This is a genomic window from Pararhizobium polonicum (assembly GCF_001687365.1).
GTDB lineage: Bacteria > Pseudomonadota > Alphaproteobacteria > Rhizobiales > Rhizobiaceae > Pararhizobium > Pararhizobium polonicum.
Genome location: NZ_LGLV01000007.1, coordinates 397,225 through 423,609, shown reverse-complemented (window position 1 = coordinate 423,609; position 26,385 = coordinate 397,225). Strand labels below are relative to the sequence as shown.

The window sequence follows — 26,385 nt, the reverse complement described above, 5'->3', positions numbered from 1 at the left end:
AGAGACGAGCGACAGCCTTGGAGCAGACCATGACAGCCACAGACATTGCCGAACGTTCAGGCGGAAGCCGGAAGATCAGGTGGCTGGCAATCGGCATCGTGCTGTTCCTGATCGTCTATTCCGGCGCATGGTTTCTGGCCGCCAGCCAGATCGAGACACGGTTGTCGGCCTTTCTGGACGGAAAGAAGGCAACGGGCTCATCGGCGGAATGCGCCGACATGGACGTGCGCGGCTTTCCCTTCCGTATCGGGTTGTTCTGCGACAAGGTACGGCTCGACGATACCGCGAAAGGCGCGTCCGCGACCTTTGGCGCGCTGCGGTCCGCAGCCCAGGTCTACCGGCCGGGCCATGCCATCATCGAGCTCGACGGCCCGGCGGAAATTCGCATCTCCCCCGGCCTATCGGTCTCGGCCGACTGGGAGCTGATGCATGCGAGCATGCAGGCAACGCTGTCCGGTCTCGACCGGACGTCGATCACCTACGACCAGCTGGCCGGCACCGCCGTGGTGCCGTCGATGGACGACGACGCGCCGGACGGCGCAACGCACAAGCTTGCCTTTGCCGCGGGGCATGGCGAACTGCACCTTCGGCAAAACGGCGCCGATCTCGACGCCGCCGTCAGCATCGACAAACTCGATACGAAACTGGATGGCGGACCAAGCCTGCTGCCTGCCCTCAACGCCAGCGCCGACCTGACGTTCGTCGACCGCGCCGCATTGATGGAGGCCGGCGGACTGGTGCCGAACGCCCTGCACAACAGCAAGGGCGAGATGCGCAATCTGACGCTCGACTTTGGCGGCGGCATGGTGACGACCGCCTCCGGCCCCTTCAGCGTCGACGATCGGGGGCTGATCTCGGGCGAATTCCATGTGACGATGAAAAACATCGAAGGCTGGCGCCAGAACCTGGTCAAGGCGTTTCCGGACAAGGACGACACCGTGATGATCAACAACATCGCCAACATGCTGACGGCGCTGGCCGACGGCAAGAACGAGGCAACCGTCAAGCTGAACGTGCGCGACGGCATCGCATTTCTGGCGTTCTTCCCGATCGGGGAATTGCCGCAGCTTTGAGGGTGAGACCAAAGCAAGCCTATTGCTTGATGCGCCCCTCATCCGCCCTGTCGGGCACCTTCTCCCCGTAAACGGGGCGAAGGGATTTGCGGCAGACTCGGGAGCCAGTCCCCTCGCCCCGTTTACGGGGAGAGGGTTAGGGTGAGGGGCAAAGCGACAATATAATGGATGACGACCAGCCTACTTCTGATCCATCGCATGCCGCCCGAAATCGGCCATATCCGTATCCTGGCCCGCCTGGACGATCGAGCGGCGGATGGCGCGGGTGCGGGTGAAGAGGTCGAACAGCTTGTCGCCGTCGCCCCAGCGGATCGCCCGTTGCAGATAGGCGAGATCCTCGGAAAACCGCGCCAGCATTTCGAGAATCGCATCCTTGTTGTGCAGGCAGACGTCGCGCCACATCGTCGGGTCGGAGGCCGCCAGACGGGTGAAATCGCGGAAACCGGAGGCGGAATATTTGATCACTTCCGATTCGGTTACCGCTTCCAGATCGTCCGCCGTGCCGACGATATTGTAGGCGATGATATGCGGCAGATGCGAAACGATCGCCAGAACCTTGTCATGGTGCTCGGGGTCCATGTCATCGACCATCGAGCCCAGTGTTTCCCAGAAGGTGCGCAGCCTGGCCTTGGCCGCCTCGTCGGTATCCGGCAGCGGCGTCAGGATGCACCAGCGGCCCTTGAACAGCCCGATGAAGCCCGCATCCGGACCGGAATATTCGGTACCGGCGATCGGATGCCCCGGAATGAAATGCACGCCCTGCGGCATATGCGGGGCCATCTGGGCAATCACCGAGCCCTTGGTGGAGCCGACATCGGTAACGATCGCGCCGGGTTTCAGGTGTGCCGCGATCTCGGCGGCGACGGCACCGGAGGCGCCGACGGGAACCGAGACGATGACGAGGTCCGCGTCCCTGACGGCCTCTGCCGCCGATGTCGTGTAGCGGTCGCCAAGGTTCAGGTCCTGCGCCCGCTTCAGCGTCGCCTCGCTGCGCGTCGAAACGGTCACGGAACCAGCGAGCCCCTTGTCCTTGATCTCGCGGGCGATCGACGAGCCGATCAGGCCGATGCCGATCAGCGCGATGGTTTCGAACTGTTTTGCCATCACGCCACCTGACATCAAGGTTGCCCCATAAACTCGGTCAGCGCGGCGATCACGCCCTCATTGGCCTCCACCGAGCCGATGGTCATGCGCAGGGCATTGGGAAGGCCATAGCCGCGCACGGCCCGCAGGATGAAACCCCGGCTGGTGAGGAATTCGTCGGCCTCCGGCGCCCGTTTGCCGTCGACATCCGGAAAATGGATCAGCACGAAATTGGTGACCGACGGTGTCACCCGCAAGCCGAGCGAGGTCAGCGCTCCCGTCACCTTGCCAAGCCAGAGCAGATTGTGTTCGGCAGCCGCAGCGGCAAAGCTCTGGTCACGAATGGCGGCGGCACCGGCGGCAATGGCGGGCGCATTCATGTTGAACGGGCCGCGCACCCGGTTCAGCGCGTCGATGATGGCGAGTGGCGCGTACATCCAGCCGATGCGCAGGGCCGCAAGGCCGTGGATCTTCGAAAACGTCCGGGTCATCACCACGTTCGGGTTGGAGGAGACGAGCTCGAGCCCGGCCTCGTAATCGTTGCGGCGGACATATTCCGCATAGGCCGCATCGAGAACGAGGATGACGTTCTTCGGCAGGCCGGCCTGCAGGCGGCGAACTTCGTCAACCGGGACATAGGTGCCCGTCGGATTGCCGGGATTGGCAAGGAAAACCATCTTCGTCTTCGGGGTGACTGCGGCCAGGATCGCGTCGACCGTCACCTGGCAATCGTCTTCCTTGACCGTGACCGGCGTCGCGCCGGCGCCCATGATCTGGATCTTGTAGACGAGGAACCCATGCTCGGTAATGATGGCCTCGTCGCCGGGAGCGAGATAGACATGGCAGAGCAGGCCGAGCAATTCATCCGAGCCGTTGCCGCACATCAGGTTGGCGATGTTCAGCCCATAGACGGAGGCAATGGCTTCACGCAGTTCGAGCGCCTGGCCGTCGGGATAGATTTCCAGCTTGCCCGCCGCCTTCTGGAAGGCCTCGATCGCCCTGGGGCTGGCGCCCATCGGCGTCTCGTTCGAGGAGAGCTTGTAGACCTTTGCGACACCCGGCGCATGCTCCTTGCCCGGCACGTAGGCGGCAATATCGAGGATACCGGGGCGTGGCGAAGGGCTTTGAAGGTCTGTGCTCATGGGATCAGCTTTCGGCGGCAGGGAAACGAGGTTCAGCCAATACCGGGACAGAGGGTTTTTGTCGAGTGAGATGCCGATTTCTTCGCTCGCGCTTGTGGCATACCCCCCTCTGTCGGCAATGACGAAAAAACTACCGCCCCGCATCCCGCGTCGTCGGCACGCCATGCGGCGCCAGCACCGGCACGAAGACGCGCCGCGATGCGCGGGCGGCGACCGGCAGACCCTGATAAAGCCGCTTCTGCGCCTCGACGATGATGACGCCGGAAAACACCGGCCAGAGCGAACGGCCGAGCCTTTCGAAAGCCCGGCGCATTTTCAGCACCATCTTCAGCTTGGAAGGCGGAAAGAACAGCGCTTCGGCTGACGCGCCGGGGGTGAAATTGGTTTCGCGCAGCAGCGCGGTCAGCTGCCCGCGCGAATAGGGCCGGCCGGAACCGAACGGCGTATGCTCCATGCGCGCCCAGACGCCGCGCCGATTCGGCACGACGATGACGAGGCGGCCACCGGGCGCCAGAATACGCCAGAGCTCCTTCATCGTCTCGCGCGGGTTTTCGGCGAATTCCAGCGAATGCACCATCAGCACCCGGTCGATCGACGAATCGGGCAGCGGCAATTCCTCATCGAAGATCAGCGCTGTCGAGGACAGTTCGGCAACCGGCCAGTTCACCGCCCCCTGGCCCGCCGGCATGAAGGCGAAGGTCCGTTCGGTATCGGCGCGGAAACGGTCGAGATAGGGAACGGCATAACCAAGCCCGACCAGCCGCTCCTCCGGCAGCCGCGCCCACAGCGACGACAGCGCCATGCCGATCGACTGTTCGGCAAAGCGCCCGAGGAGGGAATGATAAAACTGGCGAAGGTCTACGATATCTGCATGCATGCTCTGCATGTTAGACTGGAACGGGTGGACTTCAAGGCGGCGGTCACTACATTCGCCATAACACCCCGTCCCTTCCAGGAATCCGCGATGGCCAATCTCGAAATCGAACTGTTTTTATGCCGCACCGATAATTTCGGCGTGCTGCTCCACGATCCGGTGAGCGGGGCCACAGCCTCCATCGACGCCCCGGAGGAGCTGCCGATCCTCGGCGCGCTGAAACGGCGCGGCTGGACGCTCACCCACATCCTGACGACGCACCACCATCCCGACCATGTCGAAGCCAATCTGGCGCTGAAGACACGCTATGATGCGACGATCATCGGACCGGAAAACGAGGCGTCGAAAATTCCGGGCATCGACATGACCATCGGCGATGGCGGCGATTTCGAATTCGCCGGCCACAAGGTGCATGTCTACGAAACACCGGGGCACACGGCAGGACATATCTGTTTCCATTTTCCCGACGACAAGCTTCTGTTTTCCGCCGACACACTGTTTGCGCTCGGCTGTGGACGGCTGTTCGAGGGCACCCCGGCGCAGATGTGGAACTCGCTGCAGAAACTGCTGGCGCTGCCCGACGACACCACCGTTTATTTCGGCCATGAATATACCCTGTCGAATGCCCGGTTCGCGGTGACGGTCGATCCGGACAACGCGGCCCTGAAGAGCCGTAGCGCCGGGATCGAGGCCCTGCGCGCCGAGGGCGGCTTTACCGCGCCGACGACATTGGGGCTGGAAAAGACAACCAACCCTTTCCTGCGGCCGCACGATCCCGCGATACGAGCTCATCTGCAGATGGAAAACGCCACGGACGCCGAAGTCTTTGCCGAGATCCGCAAACGCAAGGACAATTTTTGATGGACGTTCAACTACCGCTATCGGCCAAGGCCATCCTCGAAACGCTGAAACTGGAGCGCCATCCGGAAGGCGGCTGGTACATCCAGACCTTCAAGGACAAGGCGGGCGGCCCGCGCGGCCATTCCACCGCCATCTACTACCTGCTGGAGCGCGGCGAACACTCGCACTGGCACCGTGTGCGTGACGCGGCCGAGGTCTGGCATTTCTATGCGGGAGCACCACTATCGCTCAGCATTGCCGAGGACGGCAAGCCGGCGTCCACCGTCACGCTCGGCTCGAACATTCTGATCGGCGAACTGCCGCAGGCCGTGGTACCGGCCAACTGGTGGCAGTCGGCAACCTCGCTCGGCGCCTGGACGCTGGTCGGCTGCACGGTCTCGCCGGGCTTCGACTTCGCCGCCTTCGAGATGGCCCCCGCGGACTGGACGCCACCGGAAGCGTGAACCTTACTCGGCCGGCTGAGGAGCCGCCTTGCGGTCACGGAAGATGATGTCCTTGGCCGCAAGCACCGCGCCGCCGGTCACCAACAGGCAGGCGAGCGTGATGCGCACGGAGGGCTCGGCAAAACCGAAAGCGATCAGCACCAGCGTCGAGAGCACCGGCGCCGCATAGCTGGCGACGCCGAGGATCTGGATATTGCCGTTCTTGACGCCGTAATCCCAGGCGTAGAAGGCCGCACCGACCGGCAAAAGGCCGAGACCCGCAACCGCGACCCATTGCGTCGCCGTCTCCGGCCAGACCGTTGTTTCCAGGCCGAGATGGCAGAGGAAGGACAGGGCCGCCGTCGCCAGGCAGAAGCCGGTGACGACATCCGTCGAAACCGCATCGAATCGCCGCGTCAGCAGCGAATAGCCCGACCAGGTGAAGGCGCAGGCGAGAGCCGCGCCATAGCCCATGGCATAAGCGTCATCGAACTGCACGCCATCGCGCGCCACGATCAGGATGGTGCCGACAAGGCCGAGAATGGCCCCGGCGACATGATACCAGCGCAACCGCTCGCCCGGCAAAAGCGCCGAGCCGACGACGATCAGAAGCGGCCAGAGATAGGCGATCAGCCCGGCCTCGACGGCAGGCGCATTCCGAAGTGCGGTAAAATAGAGGAAGTGATAGCCGAACAGGCCGGCAATGCCGACGATCCAGACCTTGGCAGGCTGCCGCAGAAGCGCCAGCCGCTCCGGCTTCAGAGCCAGCACCACAAGGCCGGGAATGCTGCCGATGGAAAAGCAGATGGCCGAAAGCTGGAAGGGCGGCATGGTTCCCGAGGCCGCCGTGAACAGGGCCAGCAGCGACCACATGAGGATCGCCGAAAAACCGATCAGCGTTGCCTTGACTTTCATGCGTCTGCCCCCGGCCTGAATGGATCGTCAGCTTCCGAACCGCGTCGCCCAGATGGTCACCGGGCCGTAGCTGGTCGGAATCCTGACATAGACCGGAGCATATACATTCACCGCGTCGGCCTTGGCAAACCAGATCTCCATGGTTTCCAGCTTGCGCAGGTAGTCAACATCCTCGCGCCCCTTGCGGTAGCCGGATTTCGGCACGAACTGGATGCCACAGACGATGACATCGCCTTTGAAGCCATCCGTCTTGAAAGGCTTGGTGCCCTTTGCCGACAGCTTCAGGTCCATGCGCGATTCGCCGTCGAAGATCGGCACGCTTTTCGGGCATACCTTCGTGTCGCCCGGGAAGATCAGTCCGGAAAGCGGATCGACGACATTGCGCATGTCCTCCTTGGTCACCGGCACCCAGTTCTTCGGGATCTTGCGCGCCGGCTTCATCGAGGCCGAGGTGACGTCGCCGTCGCGGAACTGCACGTCGATCGCCCGGCGCTTCTTGCCCGTCTGGTAGCGGACCGAATATTCCGAAGCGCTCAACCGGTCGCGGCCGACAACACCGGACACGGAGGTCTGGCCGGATGTCTTGGCGAAGATGTCGGCAAGCCCCGCCGAATTCATCGTGCCGGAAATGGTATAGCGGTTGGCGTTGAGTTCTGTATGGAACGATGCCTTGGCAATCGGCAGGCCGGCAAGGGAAATGCTGTAATCGGTAATGTGCGTCACGTCGACGGCGCGCGCCGCGCCTGTGGAAAACGTTGCCATGGCAAAAGCCAGAAGCGTCGAGACACCGATACGCCAGTTCATTCCAGATGCCCTTCCATTCCCGTTCATGCAAACCTAGCCGATACGGCGGGTTTACGGCATTTCTGCGCCGCAAACCCCGCTTTCGCCACAAGCATTAACCCATGGCCCAATAAAGTGGAATTGGCCGCCGCAAAGATGTATAGGGGCAGGGAGAATCCGAACCGATCGGCATCTCCGGCTTGAAAGACCCGCGCGTTTCTCAAGAGTTTTCCCGGAAAACGAAGGTTTGGCTTGACGCCGCGGCTCTCTCTGACTATAGAACCGCAACTTTCCAATCATGGCCAACGGAATGCGGCCTGGGCTTTTCATAGTCCGCCAACGCATGGACCGAAGGCGAAAAGAAAAATAGGTGCATCATGTCCCGTAGTTGCGAATTGACCGGCAAGGGCGTCCAGTCGGGCAACAATGTGAGCCACGCAAACAACAAGACCAAGCGCAAGTTCCTGCCGAACCTGTGCCAGGTTACGTTGATTTCCGACGTGCTCGGCCAGCGTTACCGTCTGCGTGTTTCCGCTGCAGCCCTGCGCTCGGTTGAACATCGCGGTGGTCTCGACGCGTTCCTGATCAAGGCTGACGAAGTCGAGCTGTCGATGCGCGCTCGCCTGCTGCGCCGCCAGATCGTCAAGAAGACGGCTGAAGCCGTCGCTGTCGCCGCTTAATCGGCACACTTGACTATAGAGATTAAAAGGCTTGCCTGGGCAACCGGCGGGCCTTTTTCTCGTGCAGTGATGACAATAAACCGTCCGCAGCTTGCCGGCTTTCCAAGCCCGGGGCATCGCGGATAGAGATTGCTCCAACTGGTGGCATACCCCAGGATAAAAAAATGCTGACGAACCGCACCTTCCTTCTCTATGTCGTGCTGATGACCCTGGTGGTCGTCGCCTCCAATGTCCTCGTCCAGTACCCCCTGCCCGGCTCGATCGCCGGCATGCAGCTCGGCGATCTCCTGACCTGGGGCGCCTTCAGCTATCCGATCGCCTTTCTCGTCACCGACCTCACCAACCGCCAGTTCGGACCGCGCACCGCCCGCAAGGTGGTGATCGCAGGCTTTGCCGTGGCGATTGCCCTGTCGGTGCTGGTGGCGACGCCGCGCATCGCCATCGCATCCGGCTCGGCTTTCCTGCTTGGCCAGCTTCTCGATATCTCGGTGTTCAACAGGCTGCGGGCACAGAGCTGGTGGCGCGCGCCGCTGCTCGGCTCGCTGTTCGGCTCCTTCCTCGACACGGCGATCTTCTTCTCGTTCGCCTTCGCAGCCTTCTTCGTCGTCTTCGGCCCCAACGATCCCTTCGCGCTCGAAAGCACCCCGATCCTCGGCGTGATGACGGCGGAAGCCCCCCGGTGGATCTCCTGGGCGCTCGGAGACCTCAGCGTCAAGATCATCGTCGGCCTGGTAATGCTGCTGCCCTATGGCGCCCTGATGAACGTGATCAAGCCGATGCCTGTGAAGGCAAGCTGAACTGTCTGAGGCGATAACAAGGTAGCGACGGAGCAAGCTCGCCCCCCCTCTGTCAGCTGCGCTGACATCTCCCCCACAGGCGGGGAGATTGTTCTTTTCCCTTATCGGCCTCGACTCAAACTCACCCATTTTGTCAGGGAGCCACAAAATCTCGGCCAATCTCCCCCCTTGTGAGGGAGATGTCACGGAGTGACAGAGGGGGGCGAACTTGCTCGGGGTTCCCGACTCGTCAGCCGAACCCGTCACTCCACCAGCCGGAATTCCAGCATCAGATTGCGCTCGAGGATGGAATGGTTGTCGTCGGAAACCATGATCAAGCGAATTTCGCCGTCGGGTTGGACGATGACGTCCAGCCCTTCCATATTGTCGATCTGGTAGCCCATGTCGGCATTCAGCAGCACCTCGCCATCAACGGCGGCACCGGGTTTGATTTCCGCGCCCTTGATGCGCCGGACCTGCATGCCGATGCCTTCGGCAAAGCTGAACCGGCGCTCCAGCAGCAAAAGGTCGCCATTCGGCAGGAACGCGCCGTCAGTCACGGCGAAAGGAGCCTTCTGGACGACACCGAAGAGGCCCTTGCGCGGGCCGTCAAGAATGGCGGCGAGCAGATGACCGGCCTTGTCGAAGCTTAGCTCCGAGACGACGACGGCGCCGCCTGCGAGCGGGCTGTCCTTCGGCGAAACGGCGATGGTTTCCAGCCCGCGATTGGGGCGCAGTGATTTCGGCGGAATGAGGATGGGAAGGCTTGCAAGCGGCCGGGACTGCGCAAAACCGGGATCCGGATAGACATCGACGCGGTGAAACCCCTCGTAGCTGGCCAGAACCGCGCCGTCGCGAAAAGCAACCCCTTCGCAGTCCATCCGTTCCTTGACCTGCTCCGAGCGCCCATTGGCATCGATCATCGACGTGACGGTGAGATCGCTCGTTCCGGCCAGCCGGCCCTTGCCGTCACGCTCGATTTCGCCCTCGACCCAATGACCGGTATCCATGATGGCGAGGAAAGACTTGCGGTCCGGGCGAAAGCGAATCGAGGATATCGCGCCAAGCAGTGCATTCGACGACGACATCTCGATGCCGCCGATGAACTCCAGCTTGCCGAACCGTTTCTGGTCCGAGCCGATCTTGAAGTTCTCGATCTGCCGGCTTTTCACCGGAACGGTCTCCGCAGCCGGGAGCGTCGCGGCCGCGCAGGGCATGACGGTCAGTGTCAGGCAAAGGACGGCAGCCTGGATCAGTGTCGCTTTCAAACGGGTTCCTTCCGGCATGCCGGGCGGAGCGCGCAAGGCAGCTCCCGAAAAATCAACAGGCAATATGCAGGCAAGACCGGGACAGCAATCCGATGCCCCGGCCGGAAATGTCTCAGCTCGCGCGCCGGCGTGCCGGGGCAGCGCGGCGCCGTGAACTCTCGTCGTCAAACAGGGAGGCCAGCTGCTCCGTCATCGCACCCGCCAGTTCGTCGGCGTCAACGATCGTCACCGCCTTGCGGTAATAACGCGTCACGTCATGGCCGATGCCGATCGCCAGCAGCTCGACCGGCGAGCGCGTCTCGATCTGCTCGATGACGGCGCGCAGGTGGCGCTCCAGATAATTGCCCGGATTGACCGACAGGGTGGAATCATCGACCGGCGCACCGTCCGAGATCATCATCAGGATGCGGCGCTGCTCGGAGCGGCCAAGCAGGCGGTTATGCGCCCAGATCAGCGCCTCGCCGTCGATATTTTCCTTGAGAAGCCCTTCGCGCATCATCAGGCCGAGATTGCGGCGGGCGCGGCGCCATGGGGCATCGGCAGACTTGTAGACGATGTGGCGCAAGTCGTTGAGGCGGCCCGGCGTCTGTGGCTTGCCGCTGGCCAGCCACTTCTCGCGCGATTGCCCGCCCTTCCAAGCCTTGGTGGTGAAACCGAGGATCTCCACCTTGACGCCGCAGCGCTCCAGCGTGCGGGCCAAAATATCGGCGCAGGTGGCCGCGACCGTGATCGGCCGGCCGCGCATCGAGCCGGAATTGTCGATCAGCAGCGTCACCACCGTATCGCGGAAGTTGGTATCCTTCTCGCGCTTGAAGGAGAGCGGCTGCATCGGATCGATGATCAAGCGCGTCAGCCGCGCCGGATCGAGATAGCCCTCCTCCAGGTCGAATTCCCAGGAGCGGTTCTGCTGCGCCATCAGACGGCGCTGCAGCCGGTTGGCCAGACGGCCGACCGCACCCTGAAGATGGGCCAACTGCTTGTCGAGGAAGGCGCGCAGCCGGTCGAGCTCGGCCTCGTCGCAGAGTTCTTCGGCCGTGGTGGTTTCGTCGAATTCCTCGGTGAAGACGCCGTAGTCGACCTTCTCGTTGAAATCGTCGAAGGGATGGTTCGGCCGCTTGACCTCACCGGGCGTCTCGCTGTCGTCCTCGCCATCATCCGACATCTCGTCTTCGGAGATCTCGGCACCGTCCATCTCGCCTTCGTCCATCTGCTCGTCGGCGGATTCGTTCTCGTCGGCGGGCGCGGCATCGGCGCCGGCATCCTCGTCGGAGCTGTTTTCATCCTGCTCCTGGCTGCGCGGCTGGTCTTCGTCGGTCTGGGTGTCCTGATCGTCGGGTTCGACCTCGTCGTCGCCGTACTTTTCAGCGACGTCCATCGAGGTCAGCATATCGCGCACGACGCGGGCGAAAGCCTGCTGATCGTTGACCGCAGCCGACAGGTTCTCCATATCGCCGGCGGCTTTTTCCTCGATGAAATCGCGCCAGAGGTCGAGCACCTTGCCGGCCGAGGCCGGCGGCTTCTGACCGGTCAGCTTTTCACGCACGATCAAGGCAACGGCCTCTTCGAGCGGCGCATCCGCCTGACGGTCGATATTGCCGAAATTGGCCCGGGCATATTTCTCGTCGAGCATCGACGTCAGGTTGCCGGCAACGCCGCTCATCCGCAGCGAACCGATCGCCTCCACGCGCGCCTGTTCGACGGCATCGAAGATCACCCGGGCATCGGCGCCCTGCGGCGACATGGTCGCATGGATGCGGGGGTTGTGGCAGGCCTTGCGCAGCGCCATCGAATCGCCGAGTCCGCGGGTCACCGCCAGCTCCTGGCGCGTCGGCCGCTTGGAGATTTCCGGCAGCCGCACGCGCTCGCCGGAAAGACCCGGGCGCTCGTTGGCAAATACCACTTCGACTTCCGGATCACCGGCGATCGAGCGGATGCAGCCGGTCAGCGCGCGGCGGAACGGCTCCACATCGACGACCCCGGCCGGTCTTGCTTTCGAATTATCGCCCCGGCCTGCCATGGATCAGGCCGTGGCTTCGAGCACGATATTGGCAGCGCTTTCCTTCAGCTCGACACCGAAGGCGCGCTGATAGTGTTCCGCCACCAGCGCCCGCTCCAGTTCGTCGCACTTGTTGAGGAAGGTAACGCGGAAGGCAAAGGCGATATCGCCGAAGATATGCGCGTTTTCAGCCCAGGTGATGACGGTACGCGGGCTCATGACGGTCGACAGATCGCCATTGATAAACGCGGCGCGGGTCAGATCGGCAACGCGGACCATCTTCGACACCGTCTCGCGGCCCCGGTCCTTGGCGAAGCCCTTGACCTTGGCGGCGACGATATCGACTTCGTTGTCATGGGGCAGATAGTTGAGCGTGGTGACGATCGACCAGCGGTCCATCTGCGCCTGGTTGATCTGCTGCGTGCCGTGATAGAGGCCGGTCGTGTCGCCGAGACCGACGGTATTGGCTGTTGCAAACAGGCGGAAGGCTGGGTGCGGCCTGATAACGCGGCTCTGGTCGAGCAGCGTCAGGCGGCCCGACGATTCGAGCACGCGCTGGATGACGAACATCACATCCGGGCGGCCGGCGTCGTATTCGTCAAAGACCAGCGCGACATTGTGCTGGTAGGCCCAGGGCAGGATGCCGTCCTTGAATTCGGTGACCTGCATGCCGTCCTTGACGACGATGGCGTCCTTGCCGACGAGATCGATACGGCTGACATGGCTGTCGAGGTTGACGCGCACGCACGGCCAGTTGAGGCGGGCCGCGACCTGTTCGATATGGGTCGATTTGCCGGTGCCGTGATAGCCCGACACCATGACGCGGCGGTTGTGGGCAAAGCCAGCGAGAATGGCAAGCGTGGTTTCGCGGTCGAACAGATAGTCCGGATCGAAGTCCGGCACATAGGCATCGGCCTTGGAATAGGCCGGTACGCGCAGGTCGCTATCGATGCCGAAAGCGTCTCGGACGGAAACTGTCGTATCGGGGAGGTTGGAAATATCGAGGTCTACCTTGCTCATCATGTCTCCAGCACGGAAAGCCCCTTGATTCGCTTGGCGGGGGCATCCCGTCTATGCCTTTTTAATGTGTGACCGTAATAAAACGGGTTCCTAGCAGAAGCCAGCCTGTTTTAACAATTGATATGCCTGGATCACGGCGCGAAAACGCTCTTCCGATCCCCTGTCTCCGCCATTTGCATCGGGGTGATGCTTTTTTACAAGCTCTTTGTAGGCCGTTTTGACATCGGCGGCCGTCGCGTTGGCATGCAGGCCGAGCGTTTCGAAGGCTTTGGCCTCCAGCGTCTTCAGCTTGCGCAGGCGCGGCTCCTGGCGCTGCGCACGGGCTCGCGCCTGGTCGACGAAGCCGAAGGGGTCGCGCATGCGGGCCTGCGCGCCGGCCGAACCGGAGCGCTGCTGCGACTGTTGCGGCGCATTCTTGGCATTCTTGTTCACCCCCACCGTCCAGGTCGGGCGATGGCCGGTGATCGCCTCTTTCTGGTAGCGGGCGATCTCGCTGTCGGACAGGCCGGAAAAGTAGTTGTAGCCCTTGTTGTATTCCTTGACGTGCTCGAAGCAGAACATGAAAAATTCGTTCTCGGCATTGCGGCCGACCGGCGCACGGTGGACAGCATTCTCCTCGCACCCGTCCCACTGGCATTTGGGTGCCATCGGCTCCGGTTTCTGGTTCACCCTGCGGCGCGTCCGGATCCCGTCAAAATATTTTGAATCAAGTTTCATGGCGCTAATTATGGGGCGTGGCGGGCGCCACAACAAGAATTGACAAATCGGAATGTTGCAGGCTTTGTGAAGGCATTTTGCACCGCGCAAAAAGCAATCCGGGAACGGCCTTCGGTCGCAAACCGATGCCCACGGAAAAGCCAGAGAAACGGGGCTAAAACATGTCGCTTCAAAGCCGCATCGAAACAAAACTCACCGCGGCCTTTTCGCCCGAACGGCTTGTCGTCGTCAACGAAAGCCATCTGCATGCCGGCCACCATCCGGATATCGACGGCACCGGCGAAACCCATATGCGAGTGCGCATCGTCTCCAGCGCTTTTATCGGCATGAGCCGCATTGCCCGCCACCGCGCCATCAACGAGATCCTGAAGTCGGAAATCGACGCGGGATTGCACGCGCTGGCGATCGAGCCGGCTGTTCCCGGGGAAACAACCCGCTGGTAGACCGGCGCGTAGATTACCCCCAGTACCGGGCTGAACCCGCCTGCATTCAAGGCCCGGTCGAATTGACGGTTCCGGGTCCTGCATTTACAATTGCAGCGGGTGGAGAAGAACAGGATCGCGTGATCCGTTAAAGTTTACGGCATACAGAAAATTTAATCTTTCAGGTGGGACCGGTTTCCGTTTGTCCGGCCAGCCTTGTTTTTTGAGGTCAAGACGATGCTCAGGAGGTTTGGGCTTGTCGCGGTGTTTTTCGCCGCGTTTTTATCAATGGGTTATGCATCGGCAGCAACGCCGGCCGGCAAGAAAGTCGCGCTGGTGATGGGCAACAGTGCCTACAAGCACGCCGTCGAGCTGCCCAATCCGAAGAACGACGCCAAGCTGATGGCGGAGACATTCCGCGCGGCGGGCTTCACCGTGATCGAGGGCGAGGATCTCGACAAGGTGGCGATGACCGCGCTGGTCGATCAGTTCACCGAGATCGCCTATGATGCCGAGATCGCGGTCGTCTACTATGCCGGCCACGGCCTGCAGGTCGATGGGCGCAACTATCTCGTGCCGATCGACGCGCAGCTGGAAAAGGCGGCGCAGTTGCAGACCCGCACCGTTCCGGCCGAAAAATTCCTCGCCGCCCTGCCGCCGGATCCGGCGGTCAGCATCATCATTCTCGATGCCTGCCGCGACAATCCGCTGGCCCGTTCGCTGGCCAAGGTCTTGCCGGCCAGCCGCTCGGCATCGATGGGCGTGGGGCTGGCGCCGGTGCAGGCCAACGGCCAGAGTTCCGGGGCCGGTGGCTTGCTGATCGCCTATGCGACCGACCCGGGCGCCGTCGCCTATGACGGCAAGGGCATCAACAGCCCCTACACCGCGGCTCTCGCACGGCACCTGACGACGCCGGGCCTCGAAATTCAAAGCGCCCTGACGCGGGTCCGCGCCGACGTATCGGAGGCGACAGGCGGAGCCCAGCACCCCTGGCACAATGCCTCGCTTTCCCGCGAGGTCTTTATCGGTGGCGATGCGGCGGCTCAGGCAGCGGCAGTCGTGCCGAACGCGGTCAAGCCCTCGGGCGAGGCCACAAGCGCAGCCGGTGCGAACGACGTCAACTGGACTGTTGAGCAGAAGCTTTGGGAAGAGGCGTCCAAGCGCAACACAGTGGCACATTACGAACTGTATCTGCAGCAATACCCGGCCGGCAATTTCGCAACGCTGGCCAAGCTCAACCTCGATCAGCTGAAAGCAACGGCCACGACCCAGGTCGCAGCCGTGGCGCCGGCCGGCGAGGCAACGGCCTCCGCATCGCAGGTGAGAACCGCGGTATCCGTTCCCGACGACGTCAAGCTGACCGTCGGCACGCCGGAGACGGAGGCCCTGCTCAACCTCGATCGCAATGACAGGATCGATCTCCAGCTCAGGCTCGGGGCGCTGGGCCACGTGACCGGTGGAGCGGATGGTACGCTCGGTGCCAAATCGCGCACGGCCATCGGTGCCTGGCAGCGGCAGAACGGGATGGTCGAAACGACTTATCTGACGGAGCAGCAGCACATGTTCCTCACCGTCCAGACCGATCCGATGATGCCGCAGATCCGGGCGCAGTTCGAAGCCCAGAAGAAGGCTGCCATAGCGGTGCGCAAGGCGCAGGCGCCGGTCCGCCAGAAAGTGGCGGGACAACAGCGGGTCAGGCGGCAGCACCACCAGGAAGACACGCTGGAAGGCCCGGTCGAGCGCCGGGGCAACAGCGGCGGCGCGGACCCGGCCGGTGCAGCCTTCGCCGGCGGCCTGATCGGCGGCGCCCTTGGCGGCATTCTCAGCAACCGCTGAAGCCGGCTATTTCGTTACTCGCGGCCTTCGCCCTGCACCAGGGGCGGAGGCGTTGCTGCGTCATCCGCCGGCCTGATCCGCAGCCGCGTGATGCGGTTCTTCACCCGCTTCATCACGATGAAGCGCTTGCCGTAGAAGGTGAACGCCTGCCGCTCCTCGGGAATGGTCTTCGATTCGTGGATGACGAGGCCGGCGACCGTCGTCGCCTCCTCGTCCGGCAGGGTCCAGTCGAGCGCCCTGTTGAGGTCGCGGATCGGCACGCTGCCATCGACGACGATCGAACCGTCGGCTTCCTGGCGCACGCCCTGGATTTCCAGATCGTGTTCGTCGGAGATATCACCGACGATCTCCTCCAGAATATCCTCCAGCGTCACCAGCCCCTGAACCTCGCCATATTCATCGACGACGATGGCAAAATGCGCCTTGCGGCGCAGGAAGGCATTGAGCTGGTCCTTGAGATTGGTCGTATCCGGCACGAACCACGGCTTTTGCGTAATCCGGCTGATATCGAGATTTTCCGGCTCGACATCCGGCTCGGCCAGCGCGCGCAGGAGATCCTTGGCATGGACGACACCGATGATGTTGTCGGTCGAGCCGCGCCAGACCGGCATGCGGGTATAGGGGCTTTCGAGAACCGCGCGGACCGCGACTTCCGGCGCATCGTCGGCATTGATGCCGCGCATCGAGGTGCGGTGGATCATGATGTCGGAGACTTCGAGCTCACCCAGATCGAGCACGCCGCCCAGCCGGTCGCGATCGGCCTTGATGACCGAGCCTTCGCGATGCAGCAGGTCGACCGCGCCGCGCAGCTCCTCATGCGCCGTCAGCATCGGCGTATCGGACGACAGGTTGAAACCGAAGACACCAAGGATGCGCCGGACGATCCAGTTCACAAGGCCCGAAACCGGGCCGACCACCAGCACGAAGAGATTGACGGTGCGCGACACACCAAGCGCAAACCGGTCCGGCGACGAGATCGCCCAGCTCTTCGGCAGCACTTCGGCGAAGATGACGAGAATCACGGTCATCGCCAGCGTCGCATAGGCAACGCCGGACGTGCCGAAGAAATGCAGAAACAGACTGGTGGCGATGGACGAGGAGAGGATATTGGCGAGATTGTTGCCGATCAGCAGCGCACCGATCAGCCGGTCGCGCCGCTCGATCAGCCGGTTGACGAGGCCGGCGCGCTCATCGCCATTGGCCTCCAGGGTGTGCATGCGGGCGCGGGAAGCCGCCGTCAACGCCGTCTCGGAACCTGAAAAGAAAGCCGACAGGACGATCATCAGCAGGATGATCAGGATGCCCGGAGCGTAGTCCGCCAGGAAAACCGTGAATGTCTCGTTGCTCATCCCGGATGTTTTTCCTCAAGAAACCGCAACACTTCATTGGCCGGCACGTCATCGGCGACGAAGGACTGGCCGATGCCCCGCGTCAGGATGAAGGTCAGCTTGCCGCCCTTCACCTTCTTGTCCTGGGCAATGGCGTCCATCAGCTTTTCCGCCGGTGGCAGCGTGCCCGGAATGTCGTTCATGCGGGTCGGCAGGCCGACCGCTTTCAGATGCGTTTCGACCCGCGTCGCGTCGTCGGGGCTTGCCAGGTTCATACGCGCCGAAAACTGATGCGCCAGCACCATGCCGATCGCCACGCCCTCGCCATGCACGAGCCGCCTTCCATCATACTGGGTCGCCGCTTCCAGCGCATGCCCGAAAGTGTGCCCCAGATTGAGCAGCGCACGCCGGCCGTTCTCGCGCTCGTCGGCGGCGACGACATCGGCCTTGGCCTGGCAGCTGATGGCGATCGCCTCGATCCGGGCCTCACCGCCGGCAAACACCGCCTGCCAGTTCTTTTCCAGCCAGGCGAAGAAATCCGGCTTGTCGATCAGCCCGTATTTGGCGACCTCCGCATAACCGGCCCTGAATTCACGCGGGCTCAGCGTGTCGAGCACGTCGGTATCAGCCAGCACCAGATCCGGCTGATGGAAGACGCCGATCAGGTTCTTGCCATGCGGCGAGTTGATGCCGGTCTTGCCGCCGACGGAACTGTCCACCTGCGCCAGAAGCGATGTCGGAATCTGGATGAAACGCGAGCCGCGACGGGCGATGCCGGCGGCAAAGCCGGTGAGATCGCCGATGACGCCACCGCCGAGCGCGATGACCGCGTCGTTGCGCTCGATCCGGGCGCCGAGGATCGCCTCGCAGACGGGGATCAGATGTTCGAAGCTCTTGGTCTTTTCGCCGGCCGGCAGGACAAGCGACACGGCCTCGATGCCCTTTTCCTTGAGGCTTGCCATCAAAGGCTCCAGATAGAGCGGTGCGACGTGCTCGTCGGTAATCACAGCCATGCGGCGGCCCTTCAGGCGTCCGGCGATCTCGCCTGCGGCAGTGGCGATCAGGCCGGGGCCGATGAGGATGTCGTAGGAACGGTCGCCGAGATCGACGCGGACGGTTTTCGGGGCGGCGGACAGGCTGGCACGGGTCATGGCTTCACTTCTTCGGGATGGTGGCGAGAGCGGCAAGAACCTCTTCCACCATCACCTCCTTCTTCACATCGCGGGAGAGCACGGTCAAATCCGCCTCGGCATAGATCGGATAACGGGCGTGCATGAGGTTTTCGAGCGTCTGTTTCGGGTTTTCGGTCTTCAGAAGCGGCCTGCTGTCGCGTTTGTTGACACGCTCCCACAAAACATCGAGTTCGGCATTGAGCCAGACCGACAGACCGTGGCGCTTGATATGCTTGCGCGTGCGCTCGTTGATATAGGCGCCGCCGCCGGTGGAGACGACACGCGGGCCCGATTGCAGCAGACGCTTGATGACGCGGGCCTCGAGCGAGCGGAACTCCTCTTCACCGTAAGCCGCGAAAAGTTCGCTGATCGTCATGCGCGAGACGCGCTCGATCTCATGGTCGGAATCGATGAAAGGCACGCCGAGGGCAGCGGCCGTCATCCGGCCGACCGCCGATTTGCCGGCCCCCATCAGACCGACGAAGACGAGGTTCCGTCGCCCGAGTGCGGCCTTCGCCTGCTCGATCAGCGCCTCGGAAACCGGTTCGATCACGTCGCTCATGCAGTTTCAATTTCCCCGTTCCGCACCGGTATCGACAAATCGGCGGGAAGCGTCAAGACATGGCGGCCTACATGATGGCACGAAACCGGCGGTGACACGGCGGTTCTTGCACTTGCAAACAGGCATGGTCATATAGATCGCTGACCCGAGGAGTTGAAAATGCCCACCCTGTTCCGATTCCTGTCCATCTGCGCCCTGATCGCCGGCGTGATTTATGGAACGATGGTGGCACTGGTGACCTTCGTCAATCCGGTGGAGCGCGACGTGACCATCCGCATCCCGTCCGAGCGGATCAACAAGCCGCAATGATCGATCTTTCCGCCGCCCATATGGAGTCCTTCCTGGAGATGATGAGCGCCGAACGCGGCGCCGCCAACAACACGCTCCTGTCCTATGAACACGACCTGGAGGATGCCTCCTCCTTCCTCAAGCAGCGCGGCGTCAAGCCGACTGACGCCACCTCGGATGATCTGCGCGCCTATCTTTCCCATCTCGCCCAGCAGGGCTTCAAGGCATCGTCGCAGGCGCGCAGGCTCTCGGCACTAAGGCAGTTCTACAAGTTTCTCTATGCCGAAGGGCTGCGCACCGACGATCCGACCGGGGTGCTCGATGCGCCGAAGAAAGCCCGCCCGCTGCCGAAAGTGCTGAGCATCGACGATGTTTCCAAACTGATCGGCCGGGCGGAACAGGAAGCAGCCGAGGGCGGCAGCGATCCCGTGGCGCGACTGCGCATGCATGCACTGATCGAGCTGCTCTATGCCACCGGCATGCGGGTGAGCGAACTGGTCTCGCTGCCGGCGTCCGTGCTGGCCCAGAACGGACGGTTCCTCGTCATTCGCGGCAAGGGCAACAAGGAGCGCTTGGTACCACTGTCGCACTCGGCGATCCGCGCCATGCAGGCCTATGGCACCGCCATGGCCAGCGACAATGCCGCGCAGAAAACACCGCCGCCGGAAAGCCTCTGGCTTTTCCCCTCGTCGGGCAAGGCCGGCTACCTGCCACGGCAGGTTTTTGCCCGCGACCTGAAGGATCTGGCCGCCCGCGCCGGCATCCGGGTCGCGGCGATTTCGCCGCATGTGCTGCGCCATGCCTTTGCCAGTCACCTTCTGGCCAACGGCGCGGACCTGCGCGCCGTGCAGGAACTTCTCGGACATTCGGACATTTCAACGACACAAATCTATACCCATGTGCTGGAAGAACGGCTGCATCAGCTGGTCCAGAACCATCACCCTCTTGCCAAACAGGCGAAAAAACAGGATTAGGAGCGCCAGAACACTTGGCCGGAACGACTGGCATCGTCACATCCATGGCCACTGGCGCAATATGATCGGAAACGCATCACATGCACAATTATCTCGATTTCGAAAAACCAATCTCCGATCTCGAAGGCAAAATTCACGAGTTGAAGAAGATTGCCAGCGAAGATGAGAGCATCGATACGGCAGACGAGGTCGAGCGTCTGGAAGTCCGCACCCGCGAGGCGATGGCGGAGATCTATTCCAAGCTGAACCCCTGGCAGAAGACGCAGGTCGCGCGCCATCCGCAGCGCCCGCATTTCCAGGAATATGCAGCCAGCCTGTTCACCGAATTCACGCCGCTCGCCGGTGACCGCAAGTTTGCCAATGACGAGGCGATCCAGGCCGGTCTTGCGCGCTTCCGCGGTACTCCTGTCGCCGTCATCGGCCAGGAAAAAGGCAACGACACCAAGTCGCGCATCAAGCACAATTTCGGCAGCGCCCGCCCGGAAGGATACCGCAAGGCGATCCGCGTCATGGAAATGGCCGACCGTTTCGGCCTGCCGCTGATCACCCTGATCGATACCGCCGGCGCCTATCCGGGCATTGGGGCGGAAGAGCGCGGCCAGGCGGAAGCCATCGCCCGTTCGACAGAAATGTGCCTCAACATGCGCGTGCCGATCGTCTCCGTCGTCATCGGCGAAGGTGGTTCGGGCGGCGCCATCGCCATTGCCACGGGCAGCCGCGTCTACATGCTGGAGCACTCGATCTACAGCGTGATCTCGCCGGAAGGTGCCGCCTCCATCCTCTGGCGCGACAGTACCCGCGCCAAGGAAGCCGCCACCAACATGAAGATCACCGCCGAAGACCTGAAATCGCTGGGGATCATCGACGGCATCATCGGCGAGCCCGTCGGCGGCGCGCATCGTGATCCGGCCGCCGTGATCGAAAAGACCGGCACCGTGATCGCCGACGCGCTGAAGGAGCTTTCGGGCCGCACCGGCGACCAGTTGCGCTCCGACCGCCGCCAGAAATATCTGAGCATTGGACGCCAGCTCTAAGGATATTTTCTGGATTCAGGCGCGTTCGGCGGCCAAACTGCGGGCGCCGTCCAACCTTGGCCATATTCCTGCGCTCAGGAACGGGTGGGGTAAGGCGGACCTGCACGATTAAGATTTTGTGAAGTATAAGGACGTATTGATTCCCTGCGATCCGTCTCGATGGGAACGCCACGTTCGACAATTTTCTTGATGGGCCTTTGCCGATGCGTCTGACACATCTTGTTGCCACCGCTGCCATCGCCGCACTGCTTTCGGGCTGCACCGCCAACGAGGCGATGGATACGGTCGACGTCGACCTCAAGAAGGTCTCCAGCAAGGTCAACTACCAGCTTTCCGGCAAGATCGTCCAGAAGATGCAGGCTATGAACATGGCGAAGGAATCGCCGATCATGCTGCGCATCTTCAAGGAGGAAGGCGTGCTCGAGGTCTGGAAGGCCAATGCCTCCAACCGCTTCGAAATGCTGCGCCAGTACAAGATCTGCGCCTGGTCGGGCAAGCTCGGCCCCAAGGTCAAGGAAGGCGACCGGCAGGCGCCGGAAGGCTTCTATCCGATCTCGCCGGGCCAGATGAACCCGAATTCCAGTTATTACCTTGCCATCAATACAGGTTTCCCCAACCGTTTCGACCAGGCCAATGGACGCTTCGGCACCAATCTGATGATCCATGGCGCCTGCTCGTCGTCCGGCTGCTATTCGATGACCGACGAGCAGATGCAGGAAATCTTTGCGCTTTCCCGGGATGCCTACAAGGGCGGCCAGCAGGCAATCCAGCTTCAGGCCCTGCCCTTCCGCATGACGGCGGAAAACATGGCGAGGCACAAGGACAGCCCGAATATCGACTTCTGGAACATGCTGAAACCCGGCTACGACCAGTTCGAGATCACCAAGCGACCGCCGGAAGTCAACATCTGCGAGAAGAAGTACGTCTTCAACCAGCAGACGGACGGCAAGTTCTCACCCACCGGCCAGTGCCCGGCGATGTCGACGCCACCCGCGATGGAGGTGGCGCTGCAGTCCTATAACAAAAAATACAATGACGACTATGCCAAGGCGACCAAGAAGCTGGCCGGCCTGGTCTGGTACGAGCCAACGGAAGCCGAGCGCAAGGCGATCGTCGCCAAGCAGCGCGTCGGCAAGGAACTGGCCTATGCACCAACAGGCACGTCGCTTGACGCCGGCAAGCTGATGAAGGTCGCCGATCTCGAAAAGCAGGAAGCCCGCCGCGCCGAGTTGGAAGAGGCCAAGAAGGCGATCGAAGTTCAGCAGGCCGAACTGGAAAAAACCACCCGCAACGGCAAGAGTATCCCGGTACCGGTGGAAAACCCGTTGCCGAAGCCGGTCATGCAGGCCGCTGCCGAACAGACGGCCCCGGCACGGAAAGGTTTCTGGGGAGGCCTGTTTTCCAGAAGCGGTACTGATGCACAGAAACTGGAGCCGGCAGCCGTCGAGCCCGTTGATGCTGCAGCCTTGCAGCCCGCCGATCCAAAGCAGACCACGCAGAAACCGGCGGCTGTCGCGACAGTGCACCCGGCCGCCACTGAGACGGCGAAGAAGCCGGCCGGTGCTGCGGTACAGACAACCGCCACAACCGAGGCGGCACCCGTGGCCGAGCAGGCCGTTGCTGAGCAACAGCCGAAAAAGCGTCCGTTCTGGAAAATCTGGGGCAATTGATGCCTGAGACGGACAGCCTGCCGACCGCTGGCGTGATCTACGATCTCAAGGGGCTGAAATGCCCCTTGCCGGTGCTGAAGACCCGCAAGCGCATGCTGACCCTTGCCCCCGGCGCGCTGATCACCATCGAGACGACCGACCCGCTTGCTGTCATCGACATTCCGCATTTCTGCAACGAGGATGGCCACACGCTGGCGCAATCCGAGGCACTGGCTACCGGGCACCGGTTCACAATCCGCAAGAAGGCCTGATCGTTAATCGGCCGGTCCGTCATCCGCCACGAGGTTGTGATCCTGCCATTCGCTTTTCGGAATCCCGGCCCCCACCAGGAAGGCAAACGCGGTCACCTTGGCCATGTCCGGCGTGACGTCACAGGTGAAGCGAATATTGTACCATTGGCTCTTGCTGCGGAATGCGCCGCCGTTCGCCTCCAGCCTGTTTCCGGCCAGCATCACATCCGCCATCGCATAGGCGACGATAAAATCGGGCTGAAAGCTGGCCTTCCAGACATGAACCTGCTCCATCGCCTCGATATTGCAGAGCTGCACGATACGCTCTGACGAAGCGAGTTCCTTCATTGCCTTTCGCGCCTTGGCGCTGCGCGGATCGGCCAGAACCTTGGCCGACATGAGATGGGTGGCACGGACCATGCCGCCCACCGCATTCGCCGGCCGGTCCGTCGGCAGTTCGGTAAAATCAGGGGGTTTCTGCTCGACCTGCGGTGATACGGAGGCTTCCACCGGCTTCTGGGCGGGCGTTTCGGTGGCAGACGCCCCGTTCGCAGCGTCGAACTCCTGCGGTGTCAGAACATCGACGCTGACACTGTCTTCCGGCGCCAGAACCTGCGGGCGTGGCGCCACAACAAGCAGCAGCGCCAGCCCGATCGCCAGATGGATGGCGAACGAAGCACCAAGGCTCCACGACCCGCTCCGGCTTCGCGGATGCGCCGGCATGGTGCCGATACTCTCATCCGCGGTGAAAACCATGCCGATCCTTTTCGACCGAAGAGTTACATCCGGAGACCGGGAACGGCGAGTGGATTGTCTTCCAGCGCCTGCCTATCCGGGCGGTCGATGCCCGGCTTGCCGGTGAAGGCGTCGAAGAGATCGCGCACGAACGCTTCCGGCAGGTCCTTGGTGATCAGCACCATCCGGGTGCGCCGGTCGGACGGGTCCGGCCAGGCGGCCAGGCGCTGCGGCGCATGGAAGACGGTCTGCACGCCATGCAGGATCAGCGGCCGGTCCGGCTTGTCGGACATGGAGACGATCGCCTTCATCCGCAGCAGCTTTTCGCCATGGGCGGAGCGCAAAAGATCGATGAACATCTCCAGCGCCATCGGATCGATCGGCCGGTCATGGACGATGCTGAAGGAGCGGATATCCGCGCCATGGCGGTTTTCATCGTGATGGTGGTGGCCGTGCGCATGATGGTCATGGCCGCAGTGCCCGTGATCATGGTGATGATCGGGATCACGGTGATGATCGGGATCATGGTCGTGGCCATCATGATCATGGTGATGGTCGTGATCCGCTGCGGCCTCGTCCTGAAGCCAGCGGCCGACATCGGCAATCTTGGTCGCCGGGTCGTAGAGCCCGCAATGGAAGGTTTCCGCCTTGCCCGCTTCCGGCAGATCGCCATCGATCATTGCCGCGCGCGGGTTCAGATCGCGGAGACGCGCCTTCAGCGAAAGGACCGCATCCGGCGTCGCCAGCGATATCTTGCTGATGACCAGGCGGTCGGCCATGGCCACCTGCTTGACCGCTTCCTCATGATTGTCGAGCGTCGAAAGGCCGTTGACCGCATCGACGACGGTGACGACGCCATCGAGCCGGTAGCTCTGGGCGATAACCGGATTGCCCATCACCGACTGCAGCACCGGGGCCGGATCGGCAAGGCCGGTGGTTTCGATGATGACGCGCTTCAGCGGCTTGATCTTGCCGGTCTGCATCCGGTCCATCAGGTCGGCGAGCGTATCGACCAGTTCGCCGCGCACCGTGCAGCACAGGCAGCCGTCGGACAGTTCGATGATGCCGTCGCTCGACGCCTCGACCAGGAGGTGGTCGAGCGAGACATCGCCGAACTCGTTGATGATGACGGCGGTATCGGTGAGATCGGGATCCTTCAGCAGCCGGTTGAGCAGCGAGGTTTTTCCAGCCCCGAGAAAACCGGTGAGGATCGACACCGGTACGGCGTTGAGAACAGAACTCATGATATGTCCGATCGGGATGCGGGAAATCAGAAAACGGGGCGCGGAACCGGAATCGGCACATTGGCGGCGTCGCCCTGCGCGCCGGCCAGCTGACTGTTGGTATCGGCCTCCGTACCGGCAATCAGGCCTGCGGAGACAAGATTGAGCGGCCGGTTGATTTCGTGAATATACGGCGACAGCAGCTTCTGCCGCCCGACCTCGTCACGATTTTCAGAGCGGACCTTGGCTGCCTTGGGATTGCAGATTTCCTTGCTGACATCGGCAACCATGTCCCGGGTCTCGCCATAAGGCGCGATCTGGCCGAGAACCGGTTTGCCCGCTCCGTTCGACGTCAGGCCGAGCTGCAGCAAGCGGGCCGATTCATCCGCCCGCCCGCCCAGGCTGTCCGCACCGAGAACGACGGAAACGACGGCACGGCCGTTGCGCGTCGCCGAGGAAACCTGATTGAAGCCGGCCGCGCAGATAAAGCCGGTTTTCATGCCGTCTGCGCCGTCGAAGCGGCCGATCAGCATATTGAGATTGGGATAGTTCTTCTTGCCGGTGGTGAAGCCTTCATAGGCGAAATACGGCGCATATTGCGGAAATTCCCGCTTGATGGTGATCGCCAGAATGGCGAGATCGCGCGCCGTCGTATATTGGCCGGGCGCCGGCAGGCCGTTGGGATTGACGAAATGCGAGGCGGTCATGCCGATCCGCGCGGCTTCCGCATTCATCTGGTTGACGAAGGCGGGCTCCGATCCGGAGACGGTTTCGCCGATCGCCACCGCGATGTCGTTGGCCGATTTGATCAACATCATCTTCAGCGCGCTATCGAGCGTCAAAGCCTGTCCGGGCTTGTAGAACATCTTGCTGGGCGGCTTGCCGGCCGCGTTCTTCGTCATCACCACGGGTGATTCAAGCGTCAGCTGGCCGGACTTCAAGGCACGGAATGTCGTATAGGCCGTCATCAGCTTGGTCAAAGACGCCGGATACCACTTCTGATAGATTTCCCGCTGTTCATAGACCTTGAGCGAATTGACGTCGATAACCAGCTGGGGATTGGCGGCGCTGGGCATGGCTGCCGCCAGAAGCGTCGCGCAGGCGCCCGTCAGGACTGCCAGTAGCTTTGCCGCGCCGCTGTTCGGAATTCCAGTTGTCACCACAATCAAACCTCGAAATTTCGGGAATTGCCTCGTATCGCCCGGCTATTTAACCTATATGGCACGGTGATGGCAAAGACCATTCTTCAGCGTCGATGCCAAAAAATCCCGTACCCCATGCCCCGCAATGGACCAACAGGA

At 62.3% G+C, this 26,385-nt stretch carries 27 protein-coding genes; 12 read left to right on the top strand and 15 right to left on the bottom strand.

Annotated features, from left to right (window positions below; translation table 11 throughout):
• The first annotated feature begins 29 nt into the window (after nt 1-29).
• Nucleotides 30-1,073 (top strand): DUF2125 domain-containing protein, encoded by a 1,044-nt coding sequence (locus ADU59_RS12905; protein WP_068954504.1) that lies wholly within the window; start codon nt 30-32, stop codon nt 1,071-1,073.
• A gap of 180 nt (nt 1,074-1,253) precedes the next feature.
• On the opposite strand, the gene ADU59_RS12900 is transcribed toward ADU59_RS12905, so the two are convergent.
• The 3 genes from ADU59_RS12900 to ADU59_RS12890 form a co-directional block, all read right to left on the bottom strand.
• A complete protein-coding gene (locus tag ADU59_RS12900; RefSeq protein WP_083198249.1) occupies nt 1,254-2,180 on the bottom strand; it encodes a prephenate/arogenate dehydrogenase family protein in 927 nt (308 codons plus the stop codon).
• A gap of 11 nt (nt 2,181-2,191) precedes the next feature.
• The gene (gene hisC, locus ADU59_RS12895; protein WP_068954558.1) at nt 2,192-3,298 is read right to left on the bottom strand and encodes a histidinol-phosphate transaminase; all 1,107 of its coding nucleotides are present in this window, start codon (nt 3,296-3,298) and stop codon (nt 2,192-2,194) included.
• A 130-nt stretch (nt 3,299-3,428) separates the two neighbouring features.
• The gene (locus tag ADU59_RS12890; RefSeq protein WP_068954557.1) at nt 3,429-4,175 is read right to left on the bottom strand and encodes a class I SAM-dependent methyltransferase; all 747 of its coding nucleotides are present in this window, start codon (nt 4,173-4,175) and stop codon (nt 3,429-3,431) included.
• Nucleotides 4,176-4,262: 87 nt separating this feature from the next.
• On the opposite strand from ADU59_RS12890, the gene gloB reads away from it, so the two are divergent.
• Both gloB and ADU59_RS12880 read left to right on the top strand, forming a co-directional pair.
• On the top strand, nt 4,263-5,033 hold the full coding sequence (gloB, locus tag ADU59_RS12885; protein ID WP_068954503.1) for a hydroxyacylglutathione hydrolase: 771 nt from the start codon (nt 4,263-4,265) through the stop codon (nt 5,031-5,033).
• Entirely contained in the window at nt 5,033-5,476 is a 444-nt protein-coding gene (locus tag ADU59_RS12880; protein WP_068954502.1) for a cupin domain-containing protein, read from the top strand. Before gloB ends, ADU59_RS12880 begins: the two co-directional genes overlap by 1 nt.
• Nucleotides 5,477-5,479: 3 nt before the next feature.
• Here the strand turns inward: ADU59_RS12880 and yddG are convergent, their stop codons facing one another.
• Together yddG and ADU59_RS12870 are read right to left on the bottom strand one after the other, a co-directional pair.
• Nucleotides 5,480-6,370 carry an aromatic amino acid exporter YddG gene (gene yddG / locus ADU59_RS12875; RefSeq protein WP_068954501.1) on the bottom strand — a complete coding sequence of 297 codons (891 nt, stop codon included), beginning with the start codon at nt 6,368-6,370 and terminating at the stop codon, nt 5,480-5,482.
• Nucleotides 6,371-6,397: 27 nt separating this feature from the next.
• The gene (locus ADU59_RS12870) at nt 6,398-7,174 is read right to left on the bottom strand and encodes a DUF3108 domain-containing protein (RefSeq protein ID WP_099050813.1); all 777 of its coding nucleotides are present in this window, start codon (nt 7,172-7,174) and stop codon (nt 6,398-6,400) included.
• Nucleotides 7,175-7,530: 356 nt separating this feature from the next.
• Here ADU59_RS12870 and rpmB point away from each other — a divergent pair, with 356 nt between their 5' ends.
• Together rpmB and ADU59_RS12855 are read left to right on the top strand one after the other, a co-directional pair.
• Complete coding sequence (gene rpmB / locus ADU59_RS12860; RefSeq protein WP_037099739.1) at nt 7,531-7,833, top strand: 50S ribosomal protein L28; 303 nt, start codon at nt 7,531-7,533, stop codon at nt 7,831-7,833.
• A gap of 164 nt (nt 7,834-7,997) precedes the next feature.
• The gene (locus tag ADU59_RS12855) at nt 7,998-8,630 is read left to right on the top strand and encodes a queuosine precursor transporter (RefSeq protein WP_068954498.1); all 633 of its coding nucleotides are present in this window, start codon (nt 7,998-8,000) and stop codon (nt 8,628-8,630) included.
• Between the two features lie 242 nt (nt 8,631-8,872).
• Here the strand turns inward: ADU59_RS12855 and ADU59_RS12850 are convergent, their stop codons facing one another.
• From ADU59_RS12850 to ADU59_RS12835, 4 genes are all read right to left on the bottom strand, one after another.
• Complete coding sequence (locus ADU59_RS12850; protein WP_068954497.1) at nt 8,873-9,895, bottom strand: esterase-like activity of phytase family protein; 1,023 nt, start codon at nt 9,893-9,895, stop codon at nt 8,873-8,875.
• Between the two features lie 94 nt (nt 9,896-9,989).
• The gene (gene cobT / locus ADU59_RS12845; RefSeq protein ID WP_068954496.1) at nt 9,990-11,894 is read right to left on the bottom strand and encodes a cobaltochelatase subunit CobT; all 1,905 of its coding nucleotides are present in this window, start codon (nt 11,892-11,894) and stop codon (nt 9,990-9,992) included.
• A 3-nt stretch (nt 11,895-11,897) separates the two neighbouring features.
• Nucleotides 11,898-12,893 carry a cobaltochelatase subunit CobS gene (cobS, locus tag ADU59_RS12840; RefSeq protein WP_068954495.1) on the bottom strand — a complete coding sequence of 332 codons (996 nt, stop codon included), beginning with the start codon at nt 12,891-12,893 and terminating at the stop codon, nt 11,898-11,900.
• A gap of 90 nt (nt 12,894-12,983) precedes the next feature.
• A complete protein-coding gene (locus ADU59_RS12835; RefSeq protein WP_099050822.1) occupies nt 12,984-13,619 on the bottom strand; it encodes a J domain-containing protein in 636 nt (211 codons plus the stop codon).
• Nucleotides 13,620-13,771: 152 nt separating this feature from the next.
• On the opposite strand from ADU59_RS12835, the gene ADU59_RS12830 reads away from it, so the two are divergent.
• Entirely contained in the window at nt 13,772-14,053 is a 282-nt protein-coding gene (locus ADU59_RS12830; RefSeq protein WP_068954493.1) for a BolA family protein, read from the top strand.
• 216 nt (nt 14,054-14,269) lie between these two features.
• On the top strand, nt 14,270-15,868 hold the full coding sequence (locus ADU59_RS12825) for a caspase family protein (protein ID WP_083198243.1): 1,599 nt from the start codon (nt 14,270-14,272) through the stop codon (nt 15,866-15,868).
• Nucleotides 15,869-15,882: 14 nt separating this feature from the next.
• Here ADU59_RS12825 and ADU59_RS12820 read toward each other — a convergent pair whose 3' ends face one another.
• Genes ADU59_RS12820 through ADU59_RS12810 form a run of 3 tightly spaced genes read right to left on the bottom strand, consistent with a single transcriptional unit; the run spans nt 15,883 to nt 18,930 of the window.
• The gene (locus ADU59_RS12820) at nt 15,883-17,217 is read right to left on the bottom strand and encodes an HlyC/CorC family transporter (RefSeq protein ID WP_068954492.1); all 1,335 of its coding nucleotides are present in this window, start codon (nt 17,215-17,217) and stop codon (nt 15,883-15,885) included.
• Nucleotides 17,214-18,347: a 3-dehydroquinate synthase gene (gene aroB / locus ADU59_RS12815; RefSeq protein WP_068954491.1), complete on the bottom strand. Its 1,134-nt coding sequence runs from the start codon at nt 18,345-18,347 to the stop codon at nt 17,214-17,216. The genes ADU59_RS12820 and aroB overlap by 4 nt, the downstream gene beginning before the upstream one ends.
• Nucleotides 18,348-18,351: 4 nt before the next feature.
• On the bottom strand, nt 18,352-18,930 hold the full coding sequence (locus ADU59_RS12810) for a shikimate kinase (protein ID WP_068954490.1): 579 nt from the start codon (nt 18,928-18,930) through the stop codon (nt 18,352-18,354).
• A gap of 159 nt (nt 18,931-19,089) precedes the next feature.
• Here ADU59_RS12810 and ADU59_RS30895 point away from each other — a divergent pair, with 159 nt between their 5' ends.
• The 5 genes from ADU59_RS30895 (at nt 19,090) to ADU59_RS12790 (ending at nt 23,147) form a co-directional block, all read left to right on the top strand.
• A complete protein-coding gene (locus ADU59_RS30895) occupies nt 19,090-19,239 on the top strand; it encodes a hypothetical protein (protein WP_099050812.1) in 150 nt (49 codons plus the stop codon).
• Nucleotides 19,236-20,192 carry a site-specific tyrosine recombinase XerD gene (gene xerD / locus ADU59_RS12805; RefSeq protein ID WP_068954489.1) on the top strand — a complete coding sequence of 319 codons (957 nt, stop codon included), beginning with the start codon at nt 19,236-19,238 and terminating at the stop codon, nt 20,190-20,192. The genes ADU59_RS30895 and xerD overlap by 4 nt, the downstream gene beginning before the upstream one ends.
• An 80-nt stretch (nt 20,193-20,272) precedes the next feature.
• Entirely contained in the window at nt 20,273-21,226 is a 954-nt protein-coding gene (locus ADU59_RS12800) for an acetyl-CoA carboxylase carboxyltransferase subunit alpha (RefSeq protein ID WP_068954488.1), read from the top strand.
• Between the two features lie 203 nt (nt 21,227-21,429).
• Nucleotides 21,430-22,896 carry a L,D-transpeptidase family protein gene (locus ADU59_RS12795; RefSeq protein WP_068954487.1) on the top strand — a complete coding sequence of 489 codons (1,467 nt, stop codon included), beginning with the start codon at nt 21,430-21,432 and terminating at the stop codon, nt 22,894-22,896.
• Nucleotides 22,896-23,147: a sulfurtransferase TusA family protein gene (locus ADU59_RS12790; protein ID WP_068954486.1), complete on the top strand. Its 252-nt coding sequence runs from the start codon at nt 22,896-22,898 to the stop codon at nt 23,145-23,147. The genes ADU59_RS12795 and ADU59_RS12790 overlap by 1 nt, the downstream gene beginning before the upstream one ends.
• 3 nt (nt 23,148-23,150) lie before the next feature.
• Here ADU59_RS12790 and ADU59_RS12785 read toward each other — a convergent pair whose 3' ends face one another.
• The 3 genes from ADU59_RS12785 to ADU59_RS12775 are packed head-to-tail and all read right to left on the bottom strand — an operon-like array spanning nt 23,151 to nt 26,160.
• Nucleotides 23,151-23,882, bottom strand: a complete 732-nt coding sequence (locus ADU59_RS12785; protein WP_083198242.1) for a DUF930 domain-containing protein — start codon at nt 23,880-23,882, stop codon at nt 23,151-23,153.
• 23 nt (nt 23,883-23,905) lie between these two features.
• Nucleotides 23,906-25,105 (bottom strand): CobW family GTP-binding protein, encoded by a 1,200-nt coding sequence (locus tag ADU59_RS12780; RefSeq protein ID WP_068954485.1) that lies wholly within the window; start codon nt 25,103-25,105, stop codon nt 23,906-23,908.
• Nucleotides 25,106-25,131: 26 nt separating this feature from the next.
• Complete coding sequence (locus ADU59_RS12775; protein WP_068954554.1) at nt 25,132-26,160, bottom strand: D-alanyl-D-alanine carboxypeptidase family protein; 1,029 nt, start codon at nt 26,158-26,160, stop codon at nt 25,132-25,134.
• Nucleotides 26,161-26,385: the final 225 nt, after the last annotated feature.

Coding starts and splice junctions, on each gene's coding strand:
- ADU59_RS12830 (WP_068954493.1), top strand. CDS start 13,772: ATGTCGCTTCAAAGCCGCATCGAAACAAAACTCACCGCGGCCTTTTCG.
- cobS (WP_068954495.1), bottom strand. CDS start 12,893: ATGAGCAAGGTAGACCTCGATATTTCCAACCTCCCCGATACGACAGTT.
- aroB (WP_068954491.1), bottom strand. CDS start 18,347: ATGACCCGTGCCAGCCTGTCCGCCGCCCCGAAAACCGTCCGCGTCGAT.
- cobT (WP_068954496.1), bottom strand. CDS start 11,894: ATGGCAGGCCGGGGCGATAATTCGAAAGCAAGACCGGCCGGGGTCGTC.
- ADU59_RS12880 (WP_068954502.1), top strand. CDS start 5,033: ATGGACGTTCAACTACCGCTATCGGCCAAGGCCATCCTCGAAACGCTG.
- ADU59_RS12870 (WP_099050813.1), bottom strand. CDS start 7,174: ATGAACTGGCGTATCGGTGTCTCGACGCTTCTGGCTTTTGCCATGGCA.
- gloB (WP_068954503.1), top strand. CDS start 4,263: ATGGCCAATCTCGAAATCGAACTGTTTTTATGCCGCACCGATAATTTC.
- ADU59_RS12775 (WP_068954554.1), bottom strand. CDS start 26,160: ATGCCCAGCGCCGCCAATCCCCAGCTGGTTATCGACGTCAATTCGCTC.
- ADU59_RS12890 (WP_068954557.1), bottom strand. CDS start 4,175: ATGCATGCAGATATCGTAGACCTTCGCCAGTTTTATCATTCCCTCCTC.
- rpmB (WP_037099739.1), top strand. CDS start 7,531: ATGTCCCGTAGTTGCGAATTGACCGGCAAGGGCGTCCAGTCGGGCAAC.
- ADU59_RS12850 (WP_068954497.1), bottom strand. CDS start 9,895: ATGCCGGAAGGAACCCGTTTGAAAGCGACACTGATCCAGGCTGCCGTC.
- yddG (WP_068954501.1), bottom strand. CDS start 6,370: ATGAAAGTCAAGGCAACGCTGATCGGTTTTTCGGCGATCCTCATGTGG.
- ADU59_RS30895 (WP_099050812.1), top strand. CDS start 19,090: ATGCCCACCCTGTTCCGATTCCTGTCCATCTGCGCCCTGATCGCCGGC.
- ADU59_RS12795 (WP_068954487.1), top strand. CDS start 21,430: ATGCGTCTGACACATCTTGTTGCCACCGCTGCCATCGCCGCACTGCTT.
- ADU59_RS12790 (WP_068954486.1), top strand. CDS start 22,896: ATGCCTGAGACGGACAGCCTGCCGACCGCTGGCGTGATCTACGATCTC.
- ADU59_RS12820 (WP_068954492.1), bottom strand. CDS start 17,217: ATGAGCAACGAGACATTCACGGTTTTCCTGGCGGACTACGCTCCGGGC.
- ADU59_RS12800 (WP_068954488.1), top strand. CDS start 20,273: ATGCACAATTATCTCGATTTCGAAAAACCAATCTCCGATCTCGAAGGC.
- xerD (WP_068954489.1), top strand. CDS start 19,236: ATGATCGATCTTTCCGCCGCCCATATGGAGTCCTTCCTGGAGATGATG.
- ADU59_RS12785 (WP_083198242.1), bottom strand. CDS start 23,882: ATGGTTTTCACCGCGGATGAGAGTATCGGCACCATGCCGGCGCATCCG.
- ADU59_RS12780 (WP_068954485.1), bottom strand. CDS start 25,105: ATGAGTTCTGTTCTCAACGCCGTACCGGTGTCGATCCTCACCGGTTTT.
- ADU59_RS12855 (WP_068954498.1), top strand. CDS start 7,998: ATGCTGACGAACCGCACCTTCCTTCTCTATGTCGTGCTGATGACCCTG.
- ADU59_RS12810 (WP_068954490.1), bottom strand. CDS start 18,930: ATGAGCGACGTGATCGAACCGGTTTCCGAGGCGCTGATCGAGCAGGCG.
- ADU59_RS12825 (WP_083198243.1), top strand. CDS start 14,270: ATGCTCAGGAGGTTTGGGCTTGTCGCGGTGTTTTTCGCCGCGTTTTTA.
- ADU59_RS12905 (WP_068954504.1), top strand. CDS start 30: ATGACAGCCACAGACATTGCCGAACGTTCAGGCGGAAGCCGGAAGATC.
- hisC (WP_068954558.1), bottom strand. CDS start 3,298: ATGAGCACAGACCTTCAAAGCCCTTCGCCACGCCCCGGTATCCTCGAT.